The following is a 17,560-nucleotide window of genomic DNA, read 5'->3' as shown; positions in this document are numbered from 1 at the left end:
CCACCCCATTCGTTGAATGAAACGGAGATACAGACATGGCCGGTGGTAAAGAGATAAAAAGTAAGATCGGGAGTATTAATAATACTCGCAAGATCACCAGTGCTATGGAAAAAGTTGCGGTTAGCAAAATGCGCAAAGCGCAAGACCGTGTAGCTGCAACACGCCCATACGCTGAAGGTATGCGCAAAGTGATTGGTAACGTTGCCAATGGCAGCCTTGAATATCGCCATCCGTATTTAACGGACCGTGATGTAAAAAAGGTTGGCTATATTGTCATATCGTCTGATCGTGGTCTTTGCGGTGGCCTGAATACCAACGAGTTTAAGAAAGTTGTCCTTGATCTGAAAAGCTGGAAAGATAAAGGCGTTGATGCGCAATTTGCTGTTATTGGCAATAAAGCAACAGCGTTTTTTAAGCGTTTTGGTGGCAAGGTAGTTGCGCAACAGGCGGGTTCAGGTGACGTACCACGTTTGGCTGATGTGCTTGGTTCGGTAAGAGTAATGCTAGATGCATTTAACGAAGGCCGAATTGATCGCTTATTCTTGGTGTATAACAAGTTTGTTAATACCATGAAGCAAGAGCCAGTGATCGATCAACTCTTACCTTTGCCAAAAGCAGACATCGCTAAAAGAGAGCATAACTGGGATTACCTGTACGAGCCGGATCCACAACCTATCATCGATATGTTGCTAGACCGTTTCGTCGAATCGCAAGTTTATCAGGGTGTGGTAGAGAATTCTGCCAGTGAACACGCTGCGCGCATGGTAGCAATGAAAGCTGCAACCGATAACGCCGGTAACCTGATGGACGACCTGAAGCTTGTATATAACAAAGCACGTCAGGCCGCGATTACCCAGGAGCTTAGCGAGATTGTCGCCGGTGCGGCAGCTGTAGGCTAAGGTAAACAGTTTTGAGAAATTTGAGGAAACATCATGAGTCAAGGTAAGGTCGTCCAAATCATTGGCGCCGTTGTGGATATCGATTTTCCACAAAACGCGGTACCTGGTATCTATGATGCGTTAAACGTGACTGACGGTGATCTAACTGGTTTAGTGCTGGAAGTGCAGCAGCAGTTAGGTGGCGGTACGGTTCGTACTATCGCATTAGGTACAACAGACGGTTTACGTCGCGGCGCAGCTGTGGCAAATACCGGTAAAGCAATTCACGTTCCAGTAGGTAAAGCCACTCTGGGTCGTATTATGAACGTATTGGGTGAGCCAATCGACGAAGCGGGCCCAATTGGTGAAGAAGAGCGTATGCCTATTCACCGTGCAGCGCCAAGCTACGAAGACCAAGCTGCCTCCAACGCGTTATTAGAAACGGGTATTAAGGTTATCGACCTTGTTTGTCCGTTCGCTAAAGGTGGTAAGGTAGGTTTATTCGGTGGTGCCGGTGTTGGTAAAACCGTAAACATGATGGAGCTTATCCGTAATATCGCTATCGAGCACAGCGGCTATTCTGTATTCGCCGGTGTAGGTGAGCGTACCCGTGAAGGTAACGATTTCTATCACGAGATGAAAGACTCTAACGTACTAGATAAAGTATCGTTAGTTTATGGTCAGATGAACGAGCCACCAGGTAACCGTTTACGCGTAGCGTTAACCGGCTTAACAATGGCAGAAAAGTTCCGTGATGAAGGCCGTGACGTACTGTTTTTCGTTGATAACATCTATCGTTATACCCTAGCTGGTACTGAAGTATCTGCATTATTAGGTCGTATGCCGTCAGCTGTAGGTTATCAGCCAACGTTAGCTGAAGAGATGGGTGCGTTACAAGAGCGTATCACCTCTACTAAAACGGGTTCTATTACGTCAATTCAGGCCGTTTACGTGCCTGCAGATGACTTAACTGACCCATCACCAGCAACCACGTTCTCGCACTTAGATGCTACGGTAGTATTAAGCCGTAACATTGCATCTTTGGGTATTTACCCAGCGATTGACCCACTGGACTCTACCTCACGCCAGTTAGATCCGCAGGTTATCGGCAAAGAGCACTATGAAGTTGCCCGCGGCGTGCAGTCTGTTTTACAGCGTTATAAAGAGCTGAAAGACATTATTGCTATCCTAGGTATGGACGAATTATCTGATGAAGACCGCACCACAGTATACCGTGCGCGTAAAATTCAGCGTTTCTTATCGCAGCCGTTCTTCGTAGCTGAAGTATTTACCGGTTCACCGGGTAAGTATGTTCCGCTGAAAGAAACTATCCGTGGCTTTAAAGGTATTTTGGAAGGCGAGTTCGACCATATGCCAGAGCAAGCGTTTTACATGGTTGGTTCAATCGACGAAGCGATCGAAAAAGCGAAGAAACTGTAAGTTCAGGCTTTAGGAGAGCGAGATGGCGATGACAGTGCAACTGGATGTAGTAAGTGCCGAAGAAAAGATTTTTTCTGGCCTTGTCGAATCCGTGCAGGTCACAGGCAGTGAGGGCGAGTTAGGTATTTTACCTTTCCACGCCCCGTTACTGACCACCCTGAAACCTGGCATGGTCCGTATCGTTAAACAGTTCGGCGAAGAACATGTAATGTATGTTGCTGGCGGTATCTTAGAAGTGCAGCCGGATAGCATTACAGTATTAGCTGATGTCGCGGTACGCGGCGAAGACTTAGATGAACAAGCCGCTTTAGATGCACAAAAACGTGCTGAAGAAGCCATGCAAAATGCCGGAGCAGACTTCAACTATGCTGAAGCTGCTGGTCAATTAGCAGAAGCTATTGCGCAATTGCGCGTTATTAGGCAACTGCGCGGCAAAAAATAAGTTTACGTTATGATTAAAAAAGCCACCGCAAGGTGGCTTTTTTATTCCGATAACAATCATATAACGTAGTAGGATGCCAATTCCCAATAATGAAGCAAGGCGCTTATTGTTACGCCCAAGCAGCTTTAAAAAAATATTCATATTTGACGACAGTAATAACGACTGTTACATAATGACTAAAATATTATTGCAAGATGCTAATTTCAGAAGGTAATAGGCTAATTCTAAACTGATTTAAGAGAGGTTTGTTTAAATATTCGGTTATATTGCCCTACTTGCTCAGTAAACTTATTCTGTTCACCGTTAAGTATGTATTGTATACGTTTTAAAATATCGTAGTGTCCAATTTTTTTGATAGATGAATCAGAAGTAAGGGCTATAAAAGCTTTTTCTCTATCTTTGTCAAAATTATCTTGTTGAAATAGGGATAGGGCGTGACCTGTTATTGACCCGCCTTTGGTTGTTCTCTTAAATATAATTGTCATTGGTTTAGCGCGTTCGATATTTTCGTAACTGATAGGATATTGATAGCTAGCGGCTGTTAAAAAAGCATCTGCAAATACAACTTTTTGCTCATCTGTTTTAAGTAAGGCGTATTCGTTTTTATAGCGTTTTAAAATACCTAAAATTGTTTGAGCATCAGGCAGATTTTTTAATGCTATTTGTGTTGAATAATTATTCTTTTGAATGCAGTACCGATTTGATACCAAAGTTCGCTTTAATTCATTTGATACTCCAGTAATGTCGTCACTTGTTGCTCTTTGAATGCAACCATCGGATGAAAAAGAACTATTAATATTATCCAAGTTTATGGGATCTGAAGCTAAGCAGATATTTGAAATAACCAAAAAACAAAAAGATAGAAATTTCATGCGGACCCTTACTTTTAATGCTTATATATCGTTAAATTTCTGTGTAATTTATATTGCCATTGTTTTTTTTGAATTGTAATTTAATTTTAAGTTCTGGTTTGGTGAGTGTATTTCAAAAAATACTCGGCATTGGCAAGTCTGGACTTAAAGTTTAATAGCACAGCCATTGAGTCAACTGCTGTATAAGTATCAATCTAGGCTACGCAAGTAGAGTGCTTTAGTCGTCTAGGTTGTTTGGATAGCCTTATTACGTATCATTATAAAATGGCCTATTCAGCAAAACTTCACCCTAGCGCTGTACACTAAGTCAATATCATTTAAAATACTCGCATATTAATTACAGGGATTCTGTTATGGCGTTAAATGTAGTGATCCTGGCCGCTGGTAAAGGCACACGGATGAAATCAGACCTACCCAAGGTATTACACAAAGTGGCTGAGCGGCCAATGGTGCAGCACGTTATTGATACCGCCCGCGCACTTGGCGCAGAAAAGCCTCAGTTGGTATACGGCTATGGCGCTGACGCATTAAAATCTAGCTTAGGTGAGCAACCACTGCATTGGGTATTACAAGCCGAGCAATTAGGTACTGGTCATGCCGTAGCGCAAGCGGCAGGTAATATTGCCGATAACGATACTGTTTTAGTGTTATATGGCGATGTACCCTTAACTGAGCTTGAAACGTTAAAGCAATTGTTAAATGCCAAGCCTGCCAATGGCGTAGCCATTTTAACGGTAAAGTTAGCTAACCCAACCGGTTATGGTCGCATCGTGCGTGAAAACGGTAAAGTGGTGGGCATTATTGAACAAAAAGATGCGACACCAGAGCAATTAAAAATAAACGAAGTTAATAGCGGCATTATGGCACTGCCAGGTAAGCAGCTGAAAAACTGGCTTGGCCGATTATCTAATAGTAACGCTCAAGGCGAGTATTACTTAACTGATATTATCGCTATGGCACACAGCGAAGGCGTTGATATAGCTACGGCGCATCCCAGTGACGCGATGGAAGTGGAAGGAGCGAATAATCGCGTGCAATTAGCCGCGTTAGAGCGTGCTTACCAGCAACGTAAAGCCAATGAATTAATGCTAGCAGGCGCTAATTTACGTGACCCAGCGCGCATAGACGTTCGCGGCAGTGTTACCGTAGGTAATGACGTGATGATTGACGTTAACGTTGTTTTCGAAGGCAAGGTTGTGTTGGGTAAGGGCGTTACTGTTGGTGCTAACTGTATTTTAAAAGACTGCACTATTGGTGACAACACCGAGGTTAAGCCCAATTCAATGATTGAACAGTCAACGGTTGGTAGCAATTGTTCGGTTGGCCCTTATGCGCGATTACGTCCTGATTCGGTTATGCTGGACGATAGTCATGTTGGTAATTTCGTTGAAATGAAAAAAACCACGTTGGGCGAAGGCTCTAAGGCTAACCATTTAACTTACTTAGGCGATGCGGTTATTGGTAATAAAGTAAACGTAGGTGCGGGTACTATTACCTGTAATTATGATGGCGCTAATAAGTTTGTTACCACAATTAAAGACGGCGCTTTTATTGGTTCAAATAGCTCATTAGTTGCCCCTGTTACGGTAGGTGTAAATGCTACCGTTGGTGCTGGCACGGTGCTAACGCGTGACGCTGCTGATGGTGAGCTAGTTGTTGCTCGCGTTAAACAAAAGCATATTGCTGGTTGGCAACGACCGGTAAAAATTAAAAAGTAATTTGTATAAAAAAGCCCGCAGTAGCGGGCTTTTTATTAGTATCTTTTTAATGCGTATGGTTGATTAGAATCCTGAAACAGGAGTTACAATCGACAGAAATTAGGTTTAGTTATTAACCAGCTTTATCTACCAACACCGCAATAGCGCCATCGCCGGTTACGTTACAGGCAGTACCAAAGCTATCTTGTGCCATATACAATGCGATCATTAAGGCAATGGCGGCATCACCAAAACCAAGCATTGAGCCTAGTAAACCTACCGCCGACATCACCGCGCCGCCGGGTACGCCCGGAGCGGCTAACATGACTAAACCCAGCATTAAGATAAACGGCATAATGGTAGCGAACGAGGGTATTTCTAACCCATTTTGCATGGTAATAACTGCCATAGCACAGGTTACTATGGTAATGGTTGAACCAGACAAGTGAATGGTGGCGCAAAGCGGCACGGTAAAGTTGGCTACGTCGTCTCTAACGCCGTTAGATTTTGTCGCTTTTAAAGCAATTGGGATGGTTGCAGCGCTCGACATAGTACCTAGCGCGGTAAAGTAAGCTGGCAACATATTTTTAATTAAAGCAAAAGGCGAGCGACCAGCTTTAATTCCAGCAATGGTATAGAGCGTAATAATCCAAACCCAATGCATAGCAACGGCTAACAGCAGTACGATACCAAAGGTTTTTAAGGTGCCAAAAACACTACCTGCAGCCGCCATTTGGGCAAATTCGCCAGCGATATACAGTGGTAATAAAGGAATAATTACTTTCTCCAGTAATAACTGAATAATATCGCGACCTTGGTCAGACAATTTCTTTAATTGCTCAGCTTGGGTTGATGCTATGCCTAAACCAAAAATAAACGCCAAGGCTAAGGCGGTCATTACACCAAACACTGGCGGAATATCCATACGCAAGAAGGGTTCTATTATTGTATCGACATTGGTTGCGGTGTGCTTATTAGCGGTAGTAAGCATAGGCACTACGATGCTGGCAACGAAATACGCTAGCGTGCCGGCAATAATGGTAGATAAATAAGCAATACTTAAGGTGCGGCCCAGTAATTTACCCGAGTTACGCGGCAGTGCAGCAATACCACTACTGATAAAAAATAGAATTAATAACGGAATGGTAAAAAATAATAATTCACCAAATAAGCCTTTAAAAGTTAACAGTAATTGTATTAACCAAACAGGGGCATAAAGCCCTGCTAGTATACCTAGCACTATGCCGGCGATAAGTTTCAGGATTAAAGACATGATTCGTTCTCGTTTTGTTATATGGATTTTGCCCAAACGAGGCAGAGCATATCACAACTTATTCTAGCTAGCTGCGCTTTGCTGGTAGAGCCAGTCGCGGTATAAGGGCGGCTCAGCGAATTATTTTATACCTTTTAAATGCTTGGTTAAGCAAAGTTTATTAATGGTCGATTGTTTCACGTGGAGCATCTTATTTCTAACCAGTTAAAAACTAGCTTTGCTGTATTATTCAGTATTGGCTCAGCTAATAAAGTTAAGCTTAGCTAGGTTATGCTGCGTTATACTGCAGTCACGCTTTGAAATTAGATTATTTATCGGGATTAAAAATGATGATACGTAAAGTGTTGGTGTTATTTTTTGTTTATCTACTTGCTAGCTGCAGCCAGTTACAGCAGATGTCGACCTACAGCGTTAGCGAAACTGACTTAGAGCAGATGTTACGCCAGCAACTGCCTAAACTTACGCGGCAAGGCAACGTAGCTGGTATTCCGCTGAATTTGAAAGTAGATAGCATGCAAGTTCAAATTGGGCCAAATAACTCTGATGTGGTACGAGTTAATACCGAAGCCAGTGCGGCGCTGTCATTATTTGGTCTTAGTTATCCGGCTAATCTTCAATTACAGCTCGAAGGTGTGCCATATTATGACGGCACTGAAAAGGCCATTTATTTACGTTCACTTAAATTATTAGATTCTAGTATTGAGGCCTCAGGTTATCGAGGAAATTTGGCGCCGGTAAGTAACGAGTTATTGCAGTTGGTAAACGGCTACCTTGCCAGCAACCCTGTTTATAAGCTGGATACCACCAACCCATCGGTTAAGCTGTTAACGGCAGTACCGCTTAATATGGCGGTAAATAACGGTCGCTTGAGCTTTATGCCCAGTAAAAACTAATAGAGATCACGCTTATAACGCCCCTGTTGCATCAGTTGCTCAACCTGCTCTGTACCGAGCAACTGTTGCAGTTGCTGATGCACCTCTACGCCCATACCTTGTAAGCTGCCACAGACGTAAATTGCGGCACCTTGTTCTAACCATTGCACTAAACGTGCTTGTTGTTCGGCAAGTAGGTGCTGTACATAGCGCTTTGTTGCCTGATCTTGCGAGAAGGCAAGCTCACAATGCTGAATAAATCCCTGTTGTTGCCACTGCTGTATGTCACGAGCAAAGAAAAAGTCATGTTGCTGTCGGCGTTCACCAAACAGCAGCCAGTTTTGCGGTTGGCCGCGCTTTACTCGTTCGGCTAGCAGCGCACGAATAGCCGCAATACCGGTACCATTAGCAATAAATATAATCGGCTTATCATCATCAGGTAAGTGAAACTGGCTATGCTGGCGCAACCGTAACTGCACATTTTGCTGCTCATTAGCCCATGCCGTTAACCAGCCTGAGCCAATACCTAATGAGCCATCATCCTTTTGCACCTGACGCACTAGTAACGTTAAATGCCCTTCTTCCGGTATCGAAGCAATAGAATAACTGCGTAGCGGTAATTTAGTTTGTTGCGTTAACCAAGTTGATAGGTTTTCGTTACGTGTCGGCGGTGCTGCTTTATCTAATTCCAGCTCAGCTAACGCCCAACACAGCGGAATGGTTCTCTGTTGATATCTCACCGGCTGGCAGCCGTTTACTAAATGTTTGGTTAACCATAGGGCCACGCTACTTCTATTGTTTTCCGGTTGAATATCAACAATATCTCCCGCTTGCCAAGTGCTTGCTGCAGGTAATTGCAGTTTGACGGTATAGCAAGGTAGGCCAGCACTCGCTGGATTAACCACATAACGGCTGTGCAAGCTAGCTTGCAACCACGGAGTGCTATCTATAACCGTGTCGGCTACTGGCTTACCAAAGCCATTAAGTAATAGTTGCCACTTTGCTAAGGCTTGGCTTTGTCTATCGGCGCTATCAAGCTCAATTATCGGTTGTAGCGCTTTAGCGTCAAGGCTATGCAGACGGCGGTGTAGCCAATGACCGAAGGCACAAAATTGTTGATAGCTGCGATCACCTAATGCCAATACAGCAAATTGTAACTGGTTAAGCGAATGCTGCCACTGCTGCGCTAATTGATAAAATTGGTTGGCATTATCTGGTGGTTCACCTTCGCCGTAGGTACTAACTATAAATAATGCATTTTTATATTGGTGCAATTTCTGCAGTGTTAGCTGGTTTAGTTCTGCCAAGTCAACTTTATAGCCAGCACTTTGCAGTTGTTTGCGGCTGTACTGTGCAAGCTGCAATGCCATACCTGACTGGCTGGCATAACCGACTAGCCAGCAGGGAGCGGTAATTTCAATTTTGTTGCTACGGCTTACCTTTATCGCTAAATACAGCTTATATAACACGCCGGCTATGACTAGCTGAACGTTAAGCCATAAAACTTTACCGGAGACAGAATTAAGTGGGGCTTGTGGTAAATAAAACAGCCAAAGTACGGTGATAAATAAAGCTAATAACAACAGCTGCTCTAACCAAGCGAACCCCGTTAGTTTTGGTTGGGTAATACTGCGAGGTTTCAGTAATAAACTAGCGGTAACAATAATGGCATACAGAAAATAAAGCATGGCAATAGGCTGCCACTCGTCAGTTTTTGCCGAAGAGAAATAATAAATAGGCAATACCAATAAAATGAGTAGGTGCCATTTTTCTAACAAAAGTTGCCAGCGTTGCAGCATAAATACCCTGAAAAAACAGGGGTGGCAAAACCCACCCCTTAACGTGCAAGACAAGTAAAACAACGACCAGACAACCAATCCTTGGCCTATACAGCGGTCACGTTCGTTGACGATGCAGACTATAATCGCAATTAAAAGCAAATGCAAATGATTCTTATTGGCGACTGTGGTTGTTAGTATTTTAAATTTACTTTGCTGATTCTTTTTTGCGCATGTTGCGGTTACAATATCGTCAAGCTATTGATGTGTATGTTTTTGTTTTGTTTTTGTTGCTTAATTGTGTGTTTTTAAGAAAGGAATTCTTGCTGAGTCATTTTCTACTTTATTTCTAATGCGGCATGTACTGGTTAAATTAGTTTAAAGCGAAATTCCGCTCAACGAATAGCATTGTCACGTTGATTGCGAGGCATTGCTGTGGTACCAAACTCAAGGAATGGTAAACAATATTTTATGAATAAAAGTAACATTAGCTTTTTTATATCCAGTATTGTGGTTTTGAGCTTTATTACCTTGCTGTTCAGAGTTTTTCCGGTAGCGGCAAAATCAGTTGAGCAAGTATTATGGGATAATGCTTTGGCATCATACGATGTTACCAAGCAAAGCTTAGCCAGTAGTTTCAAAATCGAAGATGTATCCCGCATTCTATCTGCTAAATGTGACACCGATTGGTCTAATCAGGATGAAGTCGTTGCTTTAGAAGCCCAGTCGTCGTCTTTTAAACAAAATTACGGATTGGAGCTGCGCGGCGGCTACACCACTAGTAATATTGAGCAAAACACAGATAACGATGATGGCTCCACATACATGGAGTTGTCTTGGGATGTCTTGCGCAATGGTTATCGAGAAAACCAGTACAAAGCAACAGATTTTCACAGGCAGGCGGCGCTTAAAACCTTGTCTGGTAAATTAAAAAAACATGAAATTAATTATCAATGTCGCCGCTACAGTTTGGCAAAACACTTTTCAGGAATGGAAGCACATTTAAGCGCTATTAAACTTGAGTTTATGGAGTCTGTTTACCGCGTTGAAAAAGAAGCTTATTTTTCTGGTTCTAGTTATCTTGATGAATTGCTGATTTCAGAAGAGGATATTTTGTTAGCGCGGCAAAATCTTGCACGCTTGCACTCTGATCCTTATTGGCAGGATCATATGGATAACCTGACCAACCCTCCGTCGATAGATGTTGATTTACAGGCTCTGCTAACTCAGATCAGAGAAAATAAAGATTTTGTAGAAATTAGGCAATTAGAGCGTTTGCGTATTCAAGATCAATATCAGCGAGAAGAATCATTTCTAGAAGGCAGTCGCTTCCGCCTATTTTTGCGCAAAGAATTTGATTTGGCTAGAAACCGCAATGATGAACTTGTTGCCGGTTTAAGATTTCAGCTGCCTCTCTCGTTTGGTCAAGCCCAATCACAAACTGAAGCTCGTTTGAATCAATTGGAAAATGATTTGAAGCATGAAGAATGGGAGATTATTGCTCGCACTCGTTCGGCATACCAATCATTACAAGAACAATTAGAGCGCACGACAAAGCAGCAGTACCGATTATTACAAGCGCAAGAGAAAATGCAGCGTGTTTTAAGTTACGCGGCGTTAGATAAGCCATTAGACATTGCTGCAGTGAATGTGCGCTTAAAAAACTATCTTGATGCGGCAATAGAGCTGATAAATGCTAAAGAAGAATTGTACCGGCGAGTTAATGAAGTTTTTTTGGTATCCAGAGTAGAATATGACAGTAAATTTATTAAAGTGAATTCGTTGAATGAAACCCAGCACAGGTCTCGTCAAGGTCAGCGGTCAGTTTATATTTGGTCTGCGGAGTTTAACCGTTACCCTAATCAACAACTATTTCTTCTACTACAAGCCAAAGCAATTAAACATGCAATGATCAATGCTGGCGGTAAAGTAAACCAAGCTAAGCTTTTCCAGTTTATGAAAGACGCTGATCGCCATGAGCTGCAAGTCAGCCAATTGTTAGGCGAAAGTAATTGGGCTTTACCTGAAAATCACCAGCGCGCTATGGCAGCAATAGAAGCGCGCAGCCAATATGGTAACTACATTCACCTTGATATAGAACCGCATGCCCTGCCGCAATATAAAGAGAATAAAATTGGCGTACTCAACGATCTTTTAGACCTTATCGAGTCGATACGTTTACGTCACCCAATGCTTCATTTAACCATTTCTGTGCCACATCATTGGCCGTTGGAAGTGTTACGGTCTTTAAATGATTATGTTGACCAAGTGTACTTGATGGCATACGAAACTACTGATCTTGACCAGCTAAGTGCTCGAATAAAATATGTTTTGTCTGCTATTCCGCTGGATAAACTTGTTGTTGCGTTGAGAAAAGAGGAATTTGGCGATGAACTGCAGCTTGAAAATGCAATTGAAGCGCTAAGTCAGTCTACCGGAGTGACACAGTTCGCTGTGCACAAGCTTGATATTTTTACCCAGGAGTAGCCGGTGAACTTATATAACCGCAAAAGTTTTATTAGTGCGGCACCGGAAGGTCGGCCGCCGTCGTCGCATAACTCTAGCGTTACGCAGTGGATTTATTTCCTTATCGTAATCGTCTTATTTGGCTATTTACTGTATTTGCTATTCAAACCTTATTACATGATTGAAGCAAATGGCCTGGTGGATGTGGAAGTAAGAGAGGTTATTGCCGAGCGCTCTGGTGTATTGGAAGAAATTTATGTTGCTGCCAATCAGCCCTTTAGCAAAGGTGATTTGTTAGCAAGAATAGCGCCAGAAAAGTACTGCATAGCAGAGGACGATACACAGCTTGAAAAGCTAGCTTATGATATGGATGTCCTTAACACTGAGATTAGGACACTGCAGCAAGAGCAGGGTTATTTTTCAGCCTTATTGAAACCGGCAAACGGTATGCTGCGGGCGCTAGAGGTTAATGCTTCCTTATTTAAGGAACAGCAAAAAGAACAGCAAAGCGTGCAACATACCGTAAACAAGTTAGGTTTAGATATTCAACGAGCTAAAGCTAAATTAGCTATTATGATATCGCGGCGAGATAGTTTGCTGCTTGCGCGGCAATCACGGCCTCTGGCACCAGATTGTTTAATGAAAGATGTACTGGCATTTGAAGATGGTTTGGTTACTGATATTCGCGTACCAGCGCAAGCATATGCAGAGAAAGGACGACCTATTCTCAAATATTCACCTACTGATGCAACCGTTAGCGTTATTTTTTTGGCTAGTGCAGATTTGTATGAGTCATTTTCAAAACAACCGCAGTTAGTCGTGATCTTCCCCGATGGGGTTGAAAGTCAAGCCAGTATTGATCGTATTGAGTCGACTGCTACTCAAAATAATAGCAATCTGAATGATTTGCTCGGACGAGACAAGGTATCATTAAAAATTGTATTAGTGCCTGCTGACACTGCGGATAATGGGCTGTGGCGAGTTTATGAAAGGCTACCGGTATCGGTTCGGGGTGTAAGATGAAAAAAAGTCCGTTTCAATTAATTTTTGCTGACACTAATACCGTTTTATTACCGGACAGTGTCACCCTTGCTGAGTTAGATAAAACTAATTGGCAACAGGTCTCCTATTTAGCTATAGATGCAACTAATTTATCTGATGCCTATGTTGCTTTAGAGAAGTTGCGCCAATATGGTTTGCCGAGTGTATATTTGCGGCCGGTTGTTTTTGTTTTTGCAAACGCCAAATCAGACAGTTGGCAGTGGCAGGCTGCTGATGCGATTATTGAGAAAGATAGCGATGGTGCATTTGATTGGTTCGACTTATCAGAAAAGCTTGAAAGCATTAATCGTTGGATTGATACTTTACCCACTTTTGAGCGGGTAGTTGATGGGAATTTGCAAGTTAAGGTGCTGCGTTTACTGGCTAGTCGCAAAATTGGTGCAAAACCTATAGCAACATCCGATATATACAACGGCTACGTTTATCCTGCATTGCAACCATTTTTTACACGGCATGATATGGGGCCAATACAAATGTTGGCCTTTCTACAAGAGCAGAAACTGATATCGCCCACATTGTTTGATCGCGCACATTTTTGCATTCACTGCGATAGCGCCTTTTTAAACTTTAAAGAAACCTGTGTTGAATGCGGTTCACATGACTTAGACGTGGTTGAGTTAGTACACCACTTCAAGTGTGCGTTCACCGCTGATATTTCTCGCTTTAAACAAGGTAGAGATAACTTAGTTTGCCCCAAATGTGACAAGCAACTGCAGCATATAGGTGTCGATTACGACAAGCCATCAGTGGTTAATAAATGTCGAATTTGTCAGCATGTAGGCCAAGATGCCAATGTTGTGGCGAAGTGTTTTCACTGTAACTGCACCACCGACTCTAAATTTCTTGAGTTACGCAGAATAAATAATTACGAACTAACTTCTGTTGGCCTTAATGCTGCTTTTTACGGTTTGCAAACCTACTTCACGAACATATTAGAAGCAGAGCTACAGCTTGTGTCTTTACGCGAATTTGAATTATTCATAAACATCGAAGCCGCCCGCATTTCACGTTATGCTAAATCGCAAAGTGCTTTAGCCATAGTACGTTTTGTTGGTTTAGACAAAATACATTTCGAACTTGGTAGCAAGGCAAAACAAGTATTCTCTGAGTTAGCCAGTATTTTTAAAAGCATACTCAGAGAAACTGACGTTATTACCGCTTACAATGAAAGTGTGTTTGTCATATTGATGACAGAAACCAGTAAAGAAAAAGCTGATCTAGCTTTAGATAGGTTAAATAAAGCTGTTGAAAAGCTGTTTAGTGAGAATTTTGACAGCGCACTAAATATGCAAATACAAGCCTTTAATGTTGAACCCGAACTGCAGGTTAAGCGGACATTGGAAGCGTTTCTGAGCAATTGAGGTGTATATTTTGATTGAACAGGCGTTTATTTTTTTTATCAATCTAGATACTTGGCAGTTGTTTGGCTATTTCTGGCCGTTTTTTATGCTGGATATGGTGCGCTACGTGCTTATTGAAGGCGTGGTGTTATTGTATTACCTGCCAAAAAGAAAACGTGAAGCGCCGCGCTATAAGGCGGCCAGAAAGCTGCTCTTCGAAGAAAAACCACTAATATCCATTGTCGTGCCTGGTAAAAACGAGGGAGAGCATATCCCTCGATTGGTGCAAACTCTGAGTGAGCAAACTTACCCTTTTTTCGAGTTAATCGTTGTTGATGATGGCTCTGATGATGATACGCCTGAGATATGCCGCGAGCTTGAACGCCAAGGTATGATTGATTGCTTTATTAGAAATGATATTCGAGGTGGTAAAGCGTCTGCGGCTAATACTGCACTTCAATTTGCCCGAGGCCGCTATATCGTTCACGTCGATGCAGATTCGCATATGGCACCCGATGCACTAGAAACCATAGTGTTGCCATTTTTGATGGACCCTGAAGTTGGGTGTGTCGGTGGCGATGTTCGCGTGGCTAATTATAGCGATAGCTTTGCGACTCAAACACAAGGTCTTGAATACATAAAGAGCATAACGGTTAGCCGCACTATTTCTTCACAGTTGGGTATTCTACGTATTGTTTCTGGTGCTTATGGCGCATTTCGTAAGGATGTTTTGAATAAAATCCATGGCTGGGATGTCGGCCCTGGTTTAGATGGTGATATCACACTGAAAATTCGTAAATTAGGATATAAGGTTGTTCATGAACCTGCGAGTATCTGTTACACCAATGTCCCGAAAAGCTTCTGGCGGCTAACCAAACAACGTTATCGTTGGGATAAATCGATGATCCGCTTTCGTGTGCGTAAACATCGTGACATTTTGTTGCCATCTGCGGAGTTTAAATGGAGCAACTTTATATCTGTAGTAGATAATTTGTTCTTTAATCTGTTTTTAGATATTAAATGGTTTATTTATTTTTTTCAAATTGTGCAGCTTAGTTCTAGCTATATCGCTTTTCTGCTGATTCTAAATTATATTTTTTATTTTATGGCAAATATTGTGCAGTGGCTATTTGCTATAGCAATGCAGCGAAGTTTGGGTCAAAAACCTAATTATCAGTCAATTATGTTTGTTCCGCTAATGCCTCTATATACCGGAACCTACTTAAGATTAGTCCGAACATTCTCATATGTAATGGAGTTGTTACATAAGCGATCTTATTTTGATAAGTGGAACCCTTGGAAAGTATCAAAGATTGCCAAGCAGAACAAATTATAGAATAATAGCATTGTCGAATTTTTCTACATTTTAAACAACGGATAGTTAAAATGAAAAGTGTTTTAGTTGGATTGTTTTTGTATTGTGTATCTTCTGCGGCAAACGCAGGGATCATGCCTGTGGATACGTCAAAGTGGTTACAGTTTGGCGGGCCCTCTAATGATCGTAATACTGGTACATGGATAGGGCTTAAAGGGCAAGCTCCTGAAAAGAAAGGAAATAGCTCAGGCGCTTTAGTCAGTGATTTTGTTGTGGAAGGTGATTTTACATATAGCGGCTATGCTAGCCCTACTAGCACCGAGTTTGATGACAACGACATTATTGGTTTAGTGTTTGGCTGGCAGGACCAGCAGAATCACTACCGTTTAGGCTGGACGCAAAATCAGCGGCCTGGTACAGACGACGATCAATCATATGCCGATATTACGGGTCGCACAGGATTGTTTTTAATTCAAGAAATTGACGGTGTGTCTAAAACTTTATTCAATATTGCGGATTTGTTTTGGGAAGATGATTCTCTTTACAACTTTGAAATAAATCGTGATGGTGATTTCTTTAATATAATGTTTGGTGATGCATCTTTTTCTTATGAAGATGCCGCTTTTATTAATGGCCAAGTTGGTATTTATACAGAAAGCCAAACTGCTCGCTTTGGGGAATTAAACGTTGTTGTACCTGATAAAATAATAGCTACAGTGGCGGAGCCTGCTGGTATAGTTATGCTTTTATCTGGGTTACTATTGCTTTGCGCTGCACCTTTGCGTTCACGCTTAAAGTCGTAACTTAACTAGGCTATCGCAATAGTCTAGTTCGCAGCTACACGATCATAGTGTAACTGAACAAAGCGCACATATAACGTGCGCTTTTTGTTTTTTATCTAATCTCATACAACTATATGATGCAAAAATCTTTGCTTTCTTTGCTAAGCTTCTCTAGCAATTTAGTGTTTTCAGTTAAATGAGCTTCTATCATACGAGTTCTAATTAGCTCGCATTTACCCGTCAACTCTTTGTCTGCAAGATAACTCTGGTCTTTTTGCCATTGTGCCACACCCGTTACGCCATTATAACTGTCCCTGCTTTCTGGTGCTCTGTCGGCCTGATAAGGCGGGAGCGTTTGTGAACTGCAGCCAGCAATTAATATGCACACTACAGTCATTTTATACCGCTTAAACATATTCTGAACTCCAGTTTTTAGGGACATATTTGAGTGTGGCTCAATACGCTACCTCCAACGTTATAGGTTATCTCTCAGCAGAAACGCTCTGGATAAACTTATTAATTCGTGGCAGGTAATTTGTATCATCTTTAATAAACGTGTCGCAGTGGCCACCCTCAGGCACAGAGTATAGTTCGCTCAGACCATGGCTTGACGCGTTATATAATGCTTCACCCATACTTAGTGGAATATTATTGTCTTTTTCTCCGTGAATTATCAATATGGGTTTATTGATGCCTTTCAGCGCAGCAATATTGTCAAACTTTAGCTTATTATCTAACTGAACATTTATCAGGTTGCCCAATAAGCGGCGTGACTGATATAGTTTTACCATTTCCGCCACATTAGTAATACCACCTTCGATAATAAGTCCTGCAACACGTTTATCATTTGCAATGCTGGTTGCCATTACTGAGCCAAGAGATAAGCCATAAACGTAAACATTTTCATCTTTATTTAATGTGCTTATTGCTAGTTGGGCATCATTCATCATTGTCGAGAAACTGGCTTCGCCATCGCTTAAACCATAGCCCTGATAATCAATAGCTAGAATATTAAAGTTGGTTTTGGCCAGCGCTTCTAGCACACCAAACCAGGGTTGAAGGCTCATATTCAAAGCGTTGCCATGAAGAACCAACAGTGTTGTGTTTTGGCCTTCAACTCGCTTATTTAATGCATAAATTTGTTTGCCATTCTCTGTTGCCAACCACTGCGGGGAATAACCATGTACCTTAGTCAATTGCTCAAGATTCTCGCCATTAATTTGTTTTGAGGGAGACACAATCATAGTGTCTTTTACCGTCATTGAGCATGATGCTAAACATAGAGTAAAAATAAATGCTATATGGTTTATAAATTTAAATTGTTTCATTTTATTTTGGGGTCC

General features: G+C 42.0%; 15 protein-coding genes. 10 read left to right on the top strand and 5 right to left on the bottom strand.

The window, feature by feature from the left end; all coding sequences use genetic code 11:
- The first annotated feature begins 35 nt into the window (after positions 1-35).
- The 3 genes from atpG to MN199_RS13735 are packed head-to-tail and all read left to right on the top strand — an operon-like array spanning position 36 to position 2,760.
- A complete protein-coding gene (gene atpG / locus MN199_RS13745) occupies positions 36-899 on the top strand; it encodes a F0F1 ATP synthase subunit gamma (protein ID WP_335739827.1) in 864 nt (287 codons plus the stop codon).
- Positions 900-932: 33 nt separating this feature from the next.
- Positions 933-2,318 (top strand): F0F1 ATP synthase subunit beta, encoded by a 1,386-nt coding sequence (gene atpD / locus MN199_RS13740; RefSeq protein WP_335739826.1) that lies wholly within the window; start codon positions 933-935, stop codon positions 2,316-2,318.
- A 22-nt stretch (positions 2,319-2,340) separates the two neighbouring features.
- A complete protein-coding gene (locus MN199_RS13735; RefSeq protein ID WP_132586554.1) occupies positions 2,341-2,760 on the top strand; it encodes a F0F1 ATP synthase subunit epsilon in 420 nt (139 codons plus the stop codon).
- A 224-nt stretch (positions 2,761-2,984) separates the two neighbouring features.
- Here MN199_RS13735 and MN199_RS13730 read toward each other — a convergent pair whose 3' ends face one another.
- Positions 2,985-3,632 (bottom strand): hypothetical protein, encoded by a 648-nt coding sequence (locus MN199_RS13730; protein WP_335739825.1) that lies wholly within the window; start codon positions 3,630-3,632, stop codon positions 2,985-2,987.
- A 353-nt stretch (positions 3,633-3,985) separates the two neighbouring features.
- On the opposite strand from MN199_RS13730, the gene glmU reads away from it, so the two are divergent.
- Positions 3,986-5,350 carry a bifunctional UDP-N-acetylglucosamine diphosphorylase/glucosamine-1-phosphate N-acetyltransferase GlmU gene (glmU, locus tag MN199_RS13725; protein ID WP_335739824.1) on the top strand — a complete coding sequence of 455 codons (1,365 nt, stop codon included), beginning with the start codon at positions 3,986-3,988 and terminating at the stop codon, positions 5,348-5,350.
- Between the two features lie 112 nt (positions 5,351-5,462).
- Here glmU and MN199_RS13720 read toward each other — a convergent pair whose 3' ends face one another.
- Positions 5,463-6,602 (bottom strand): dicarboxylate/amino acid:cation symporter, encoded by a 1,140-nt coding sequence (locus MN199_RS13720; protein ID WP_335739823.1) that lies wholly within the window; start codon positions 6,600-6,602, stop codon positions 5,463-5,465.
- Between the two features lie 326 nt (positions 6,603-6,928).
- Between MN199_RS13720 and MN199_RS13715 the strand changes: the two genes are divergently transcribed.
- Complete coding sequence (locus tag MN199_RS13715; protein ID WP_335739822.1) at positions 6,929-7,495, top strand: YceB family lipoprotein; 567 nt, start codon at positions 6,929-6,931, stop codon at positions 7,493-7,495.
- Here MN199_RS13715 and MN199_RS13710 read toward each other — a convergent pair.
- Entirely contained in the window at positions 7,492-9,273 is a 1,782-nt protein-coding gene (locus tag MN199_RS13710) for a sulfite reductase flavoprotein subunit alpha (protein WP_335739821.1), read from the bottom strand. The two genes, MN199_RS13715 and MN199_RS13710, sit on opposite strands and share 4 nt — an antisense overlap.
- Positions 9,274-9,723: 450 nt before the next feature.
- Here MN199_RS13710 and MN199_RS13705 point away from each other — a divergent pair, with 450 nt between their 5' ends.
- From MN199_RS13705 to MN199_RS13685, 5 genes are read left to right on the top strand one after another with little or no spacing between them, the layout of a single operon-like run.
- Complete coding sequence (locus tag MN199_RS13705; RefSeq protein WP_335739820.1) at positions 9,724-11,739, top strand: hypothetical protein; 2,016 nt, start codon at positions 9,724-9,726, stop codon at positions 11,737-11,739.
- Between the two features lie 3 nt (positions 11,740-11,742).
- The gene (locus MN199_RS13700) at positions 11,743-12,741 is read left to right on the top strand and encodes an HlyD family secretion protein (RefSeq protein WP_335739819.1); all 999 of its coding nucleotides are present in this window, start codon (positions 11,743-11,745) and stop codon (positions 12,739-12,741) included.
- On the top strand, positions 12,738-14,141 hold the full coding sequence (locus MN199_RS13695) for a TackOD1 domain-containing metal-binding protein (RefSeq protein WP_335739818.1): 1,404 nt from the start codon (positions 12,738-12,740) through the stop codon (positions 14,139-14,141). The genes MN199_RS13700 and MN199_RS13695 overlap by 4 nt, the downstream gene beginning before the upstream one ends.
- Before the next feature lie 10 nt (positions 14,142-14,151).
- Positions 14,152-15,456 (top strand): glycosyltransferase family 2 protein, encoded by a 1,305-nt coding sequence (locus MN199_RS13690; protein WP_335739817.1) that lies wholly within the window; start codon positions 14,152-14,154, stop codon positions 15,454-15,456.
- Positions 15,457-15,506: 50 nt separating this feature from the next.
- Positions 15,507-16,238 carry a hypothetical protein gene (locus tag MN199_RS13685; RefSeq protein WP_335739816.1) on the top strand — a complete coding sequence of 244 codons (732 nt, stop codon included), beginning with the start codon at positions 15,507-15,509 and terminating at the stop codon, positions 16,236-16,238.
- Between the two features lie 109 nt (positions 16,239-16,347).
- Here MN199_RS13685 and MN199_RS13680 read toward each other — a convergent pair whose 3' ends face one another.
- Together MN199_RS13680 and MN199_RS13675 are read right to left on the bottom strand one after the other, a co-directional pair.
- Complete coding sequence (locus tag MN199_RS13680) at positions 16,348-16,632, bottom strand: hypothetical protein (protein ID WP_335739815.1); 285 nt, start codon at positions 16,630-16,632, stop codon at positions 16,348-16,350.
- A gap of 67 nt (positions 16,633-16,699) precedes the next feature.
- Positions 16,700-17,545 carry an alpha/beta hydrolase gene (locus tag MN199_RS13675; protein ID WP_335739814.1) on the bottom strand — a complete coding sequence of 282 codons (846 nt, stop codon included), beginning with the start codon at positions 17,543-17,545 and terminating at the stop codon, positions 16,700-16,702.
- Positions 17,546-17,560 lie beyond the last annotated feature (15 nt).

Source organism: Rheinheimera metallidurans (genome assembly GCF_036983985.1).
Taxonomy (GTDB): Bacteria; Pseudomonadota; Gammaproteobacteria; order Enterobacterales; family Alteromonadaceae; genus Alishewanella; species Alishewanella metallidurans.
This window is presented reverse-complemented; position numbering and strand designations above follow the sequence as displayed.

Bases quoted from the DNA above. Each gene is read 5' to 3' on its own strand.
- MN199_RS13705 (WP_335739820.1), top strand. From the start codon at position 9,724: ATGAATAAAAGTAACATTAGCTTTTTTATATCCAGTATTGTGGTTTTG.
- MN199_RS13710 (WP_335739821.1), bottom strand. From the start codon at position 9,273: ATGCTGCAACGCTGGCAACTTTTGTTAGAAAAATGGCACCTACTCATT.
- MN199_RS13675 (WP_335739814.1), bottom strand. From the start codon at position 17,545: ATGAAACAATTTAAATTTATAAACCATATAGCATTTATTTTTACTCTA.
- atpD (WP_335739826.1), top strand. From the start codon at position 933: ATGAGTCAAGGTAAGGTCGTCCAAATCATTGGCGCCGTTGTGGATATC.
- MN199_RS13680 (WP_335739815.1), bottom strand. From the start codon at position 16,632: ATGTTTAAGCGGTATAAAATGACTGTAGTGTGCATATTAATTGCTGGC.
- MN199_RS13695 (WP_335739818.1), top strand. From the start codon at position 12,738: ATGAAAAAAAGTCCGTTTCAATTAATTTTTGCTGACACTAATACCGTT.
- MN199_RS13685 (WP_335739816.1), top strand. From the start codon at position 15,507: ATGAAAAGTGTTTTAGTTGGATTGTTTTTGTATTGTGTATCTTCTGCG.
- MN199_RS13730 (WP_335739825.1), bottom strand. From the start codon at position 3,632: ATGAAATTTCTATCTTTTTGTTTTTTGGTTATTTCAAATATCTGCTTA.
- MN199_RS13735 (WP_132586554.1), top strand. From the start codon at position 2,341: ATGGCGATGACAGTGCAACTGGATGTAGTAAGTGCCGAAGAAAAGATT.
- MN199_RS13720 (WP_335739823.1), bottom strand. From the start codon at position 6,602: ATGTCTTTAATCCTGAAACTTATCGCCGGCATAGTGCTAGGTATACTA.
- MN199_RS13715 (WP_335739822.1), top strand. From the start codon at position 6,929: ATGATGATACGTAAAGTGTTGGTGTTATTTTTTGTTTATCTACTTGCT.
- glmU (WP_335739824.1), top strand. From the start codon at position 3,986: ATGGCGTTAAATGTAGTGATCCTGGCCGCTGGTAAAGGCACACGGATG.
- atpG (WP_335739827.1), top strand. From the start codon at position 36: ATGGCCGGTGGTAAAGAGATAAAAAGTAAGATCGGGAGTATTAATAAT.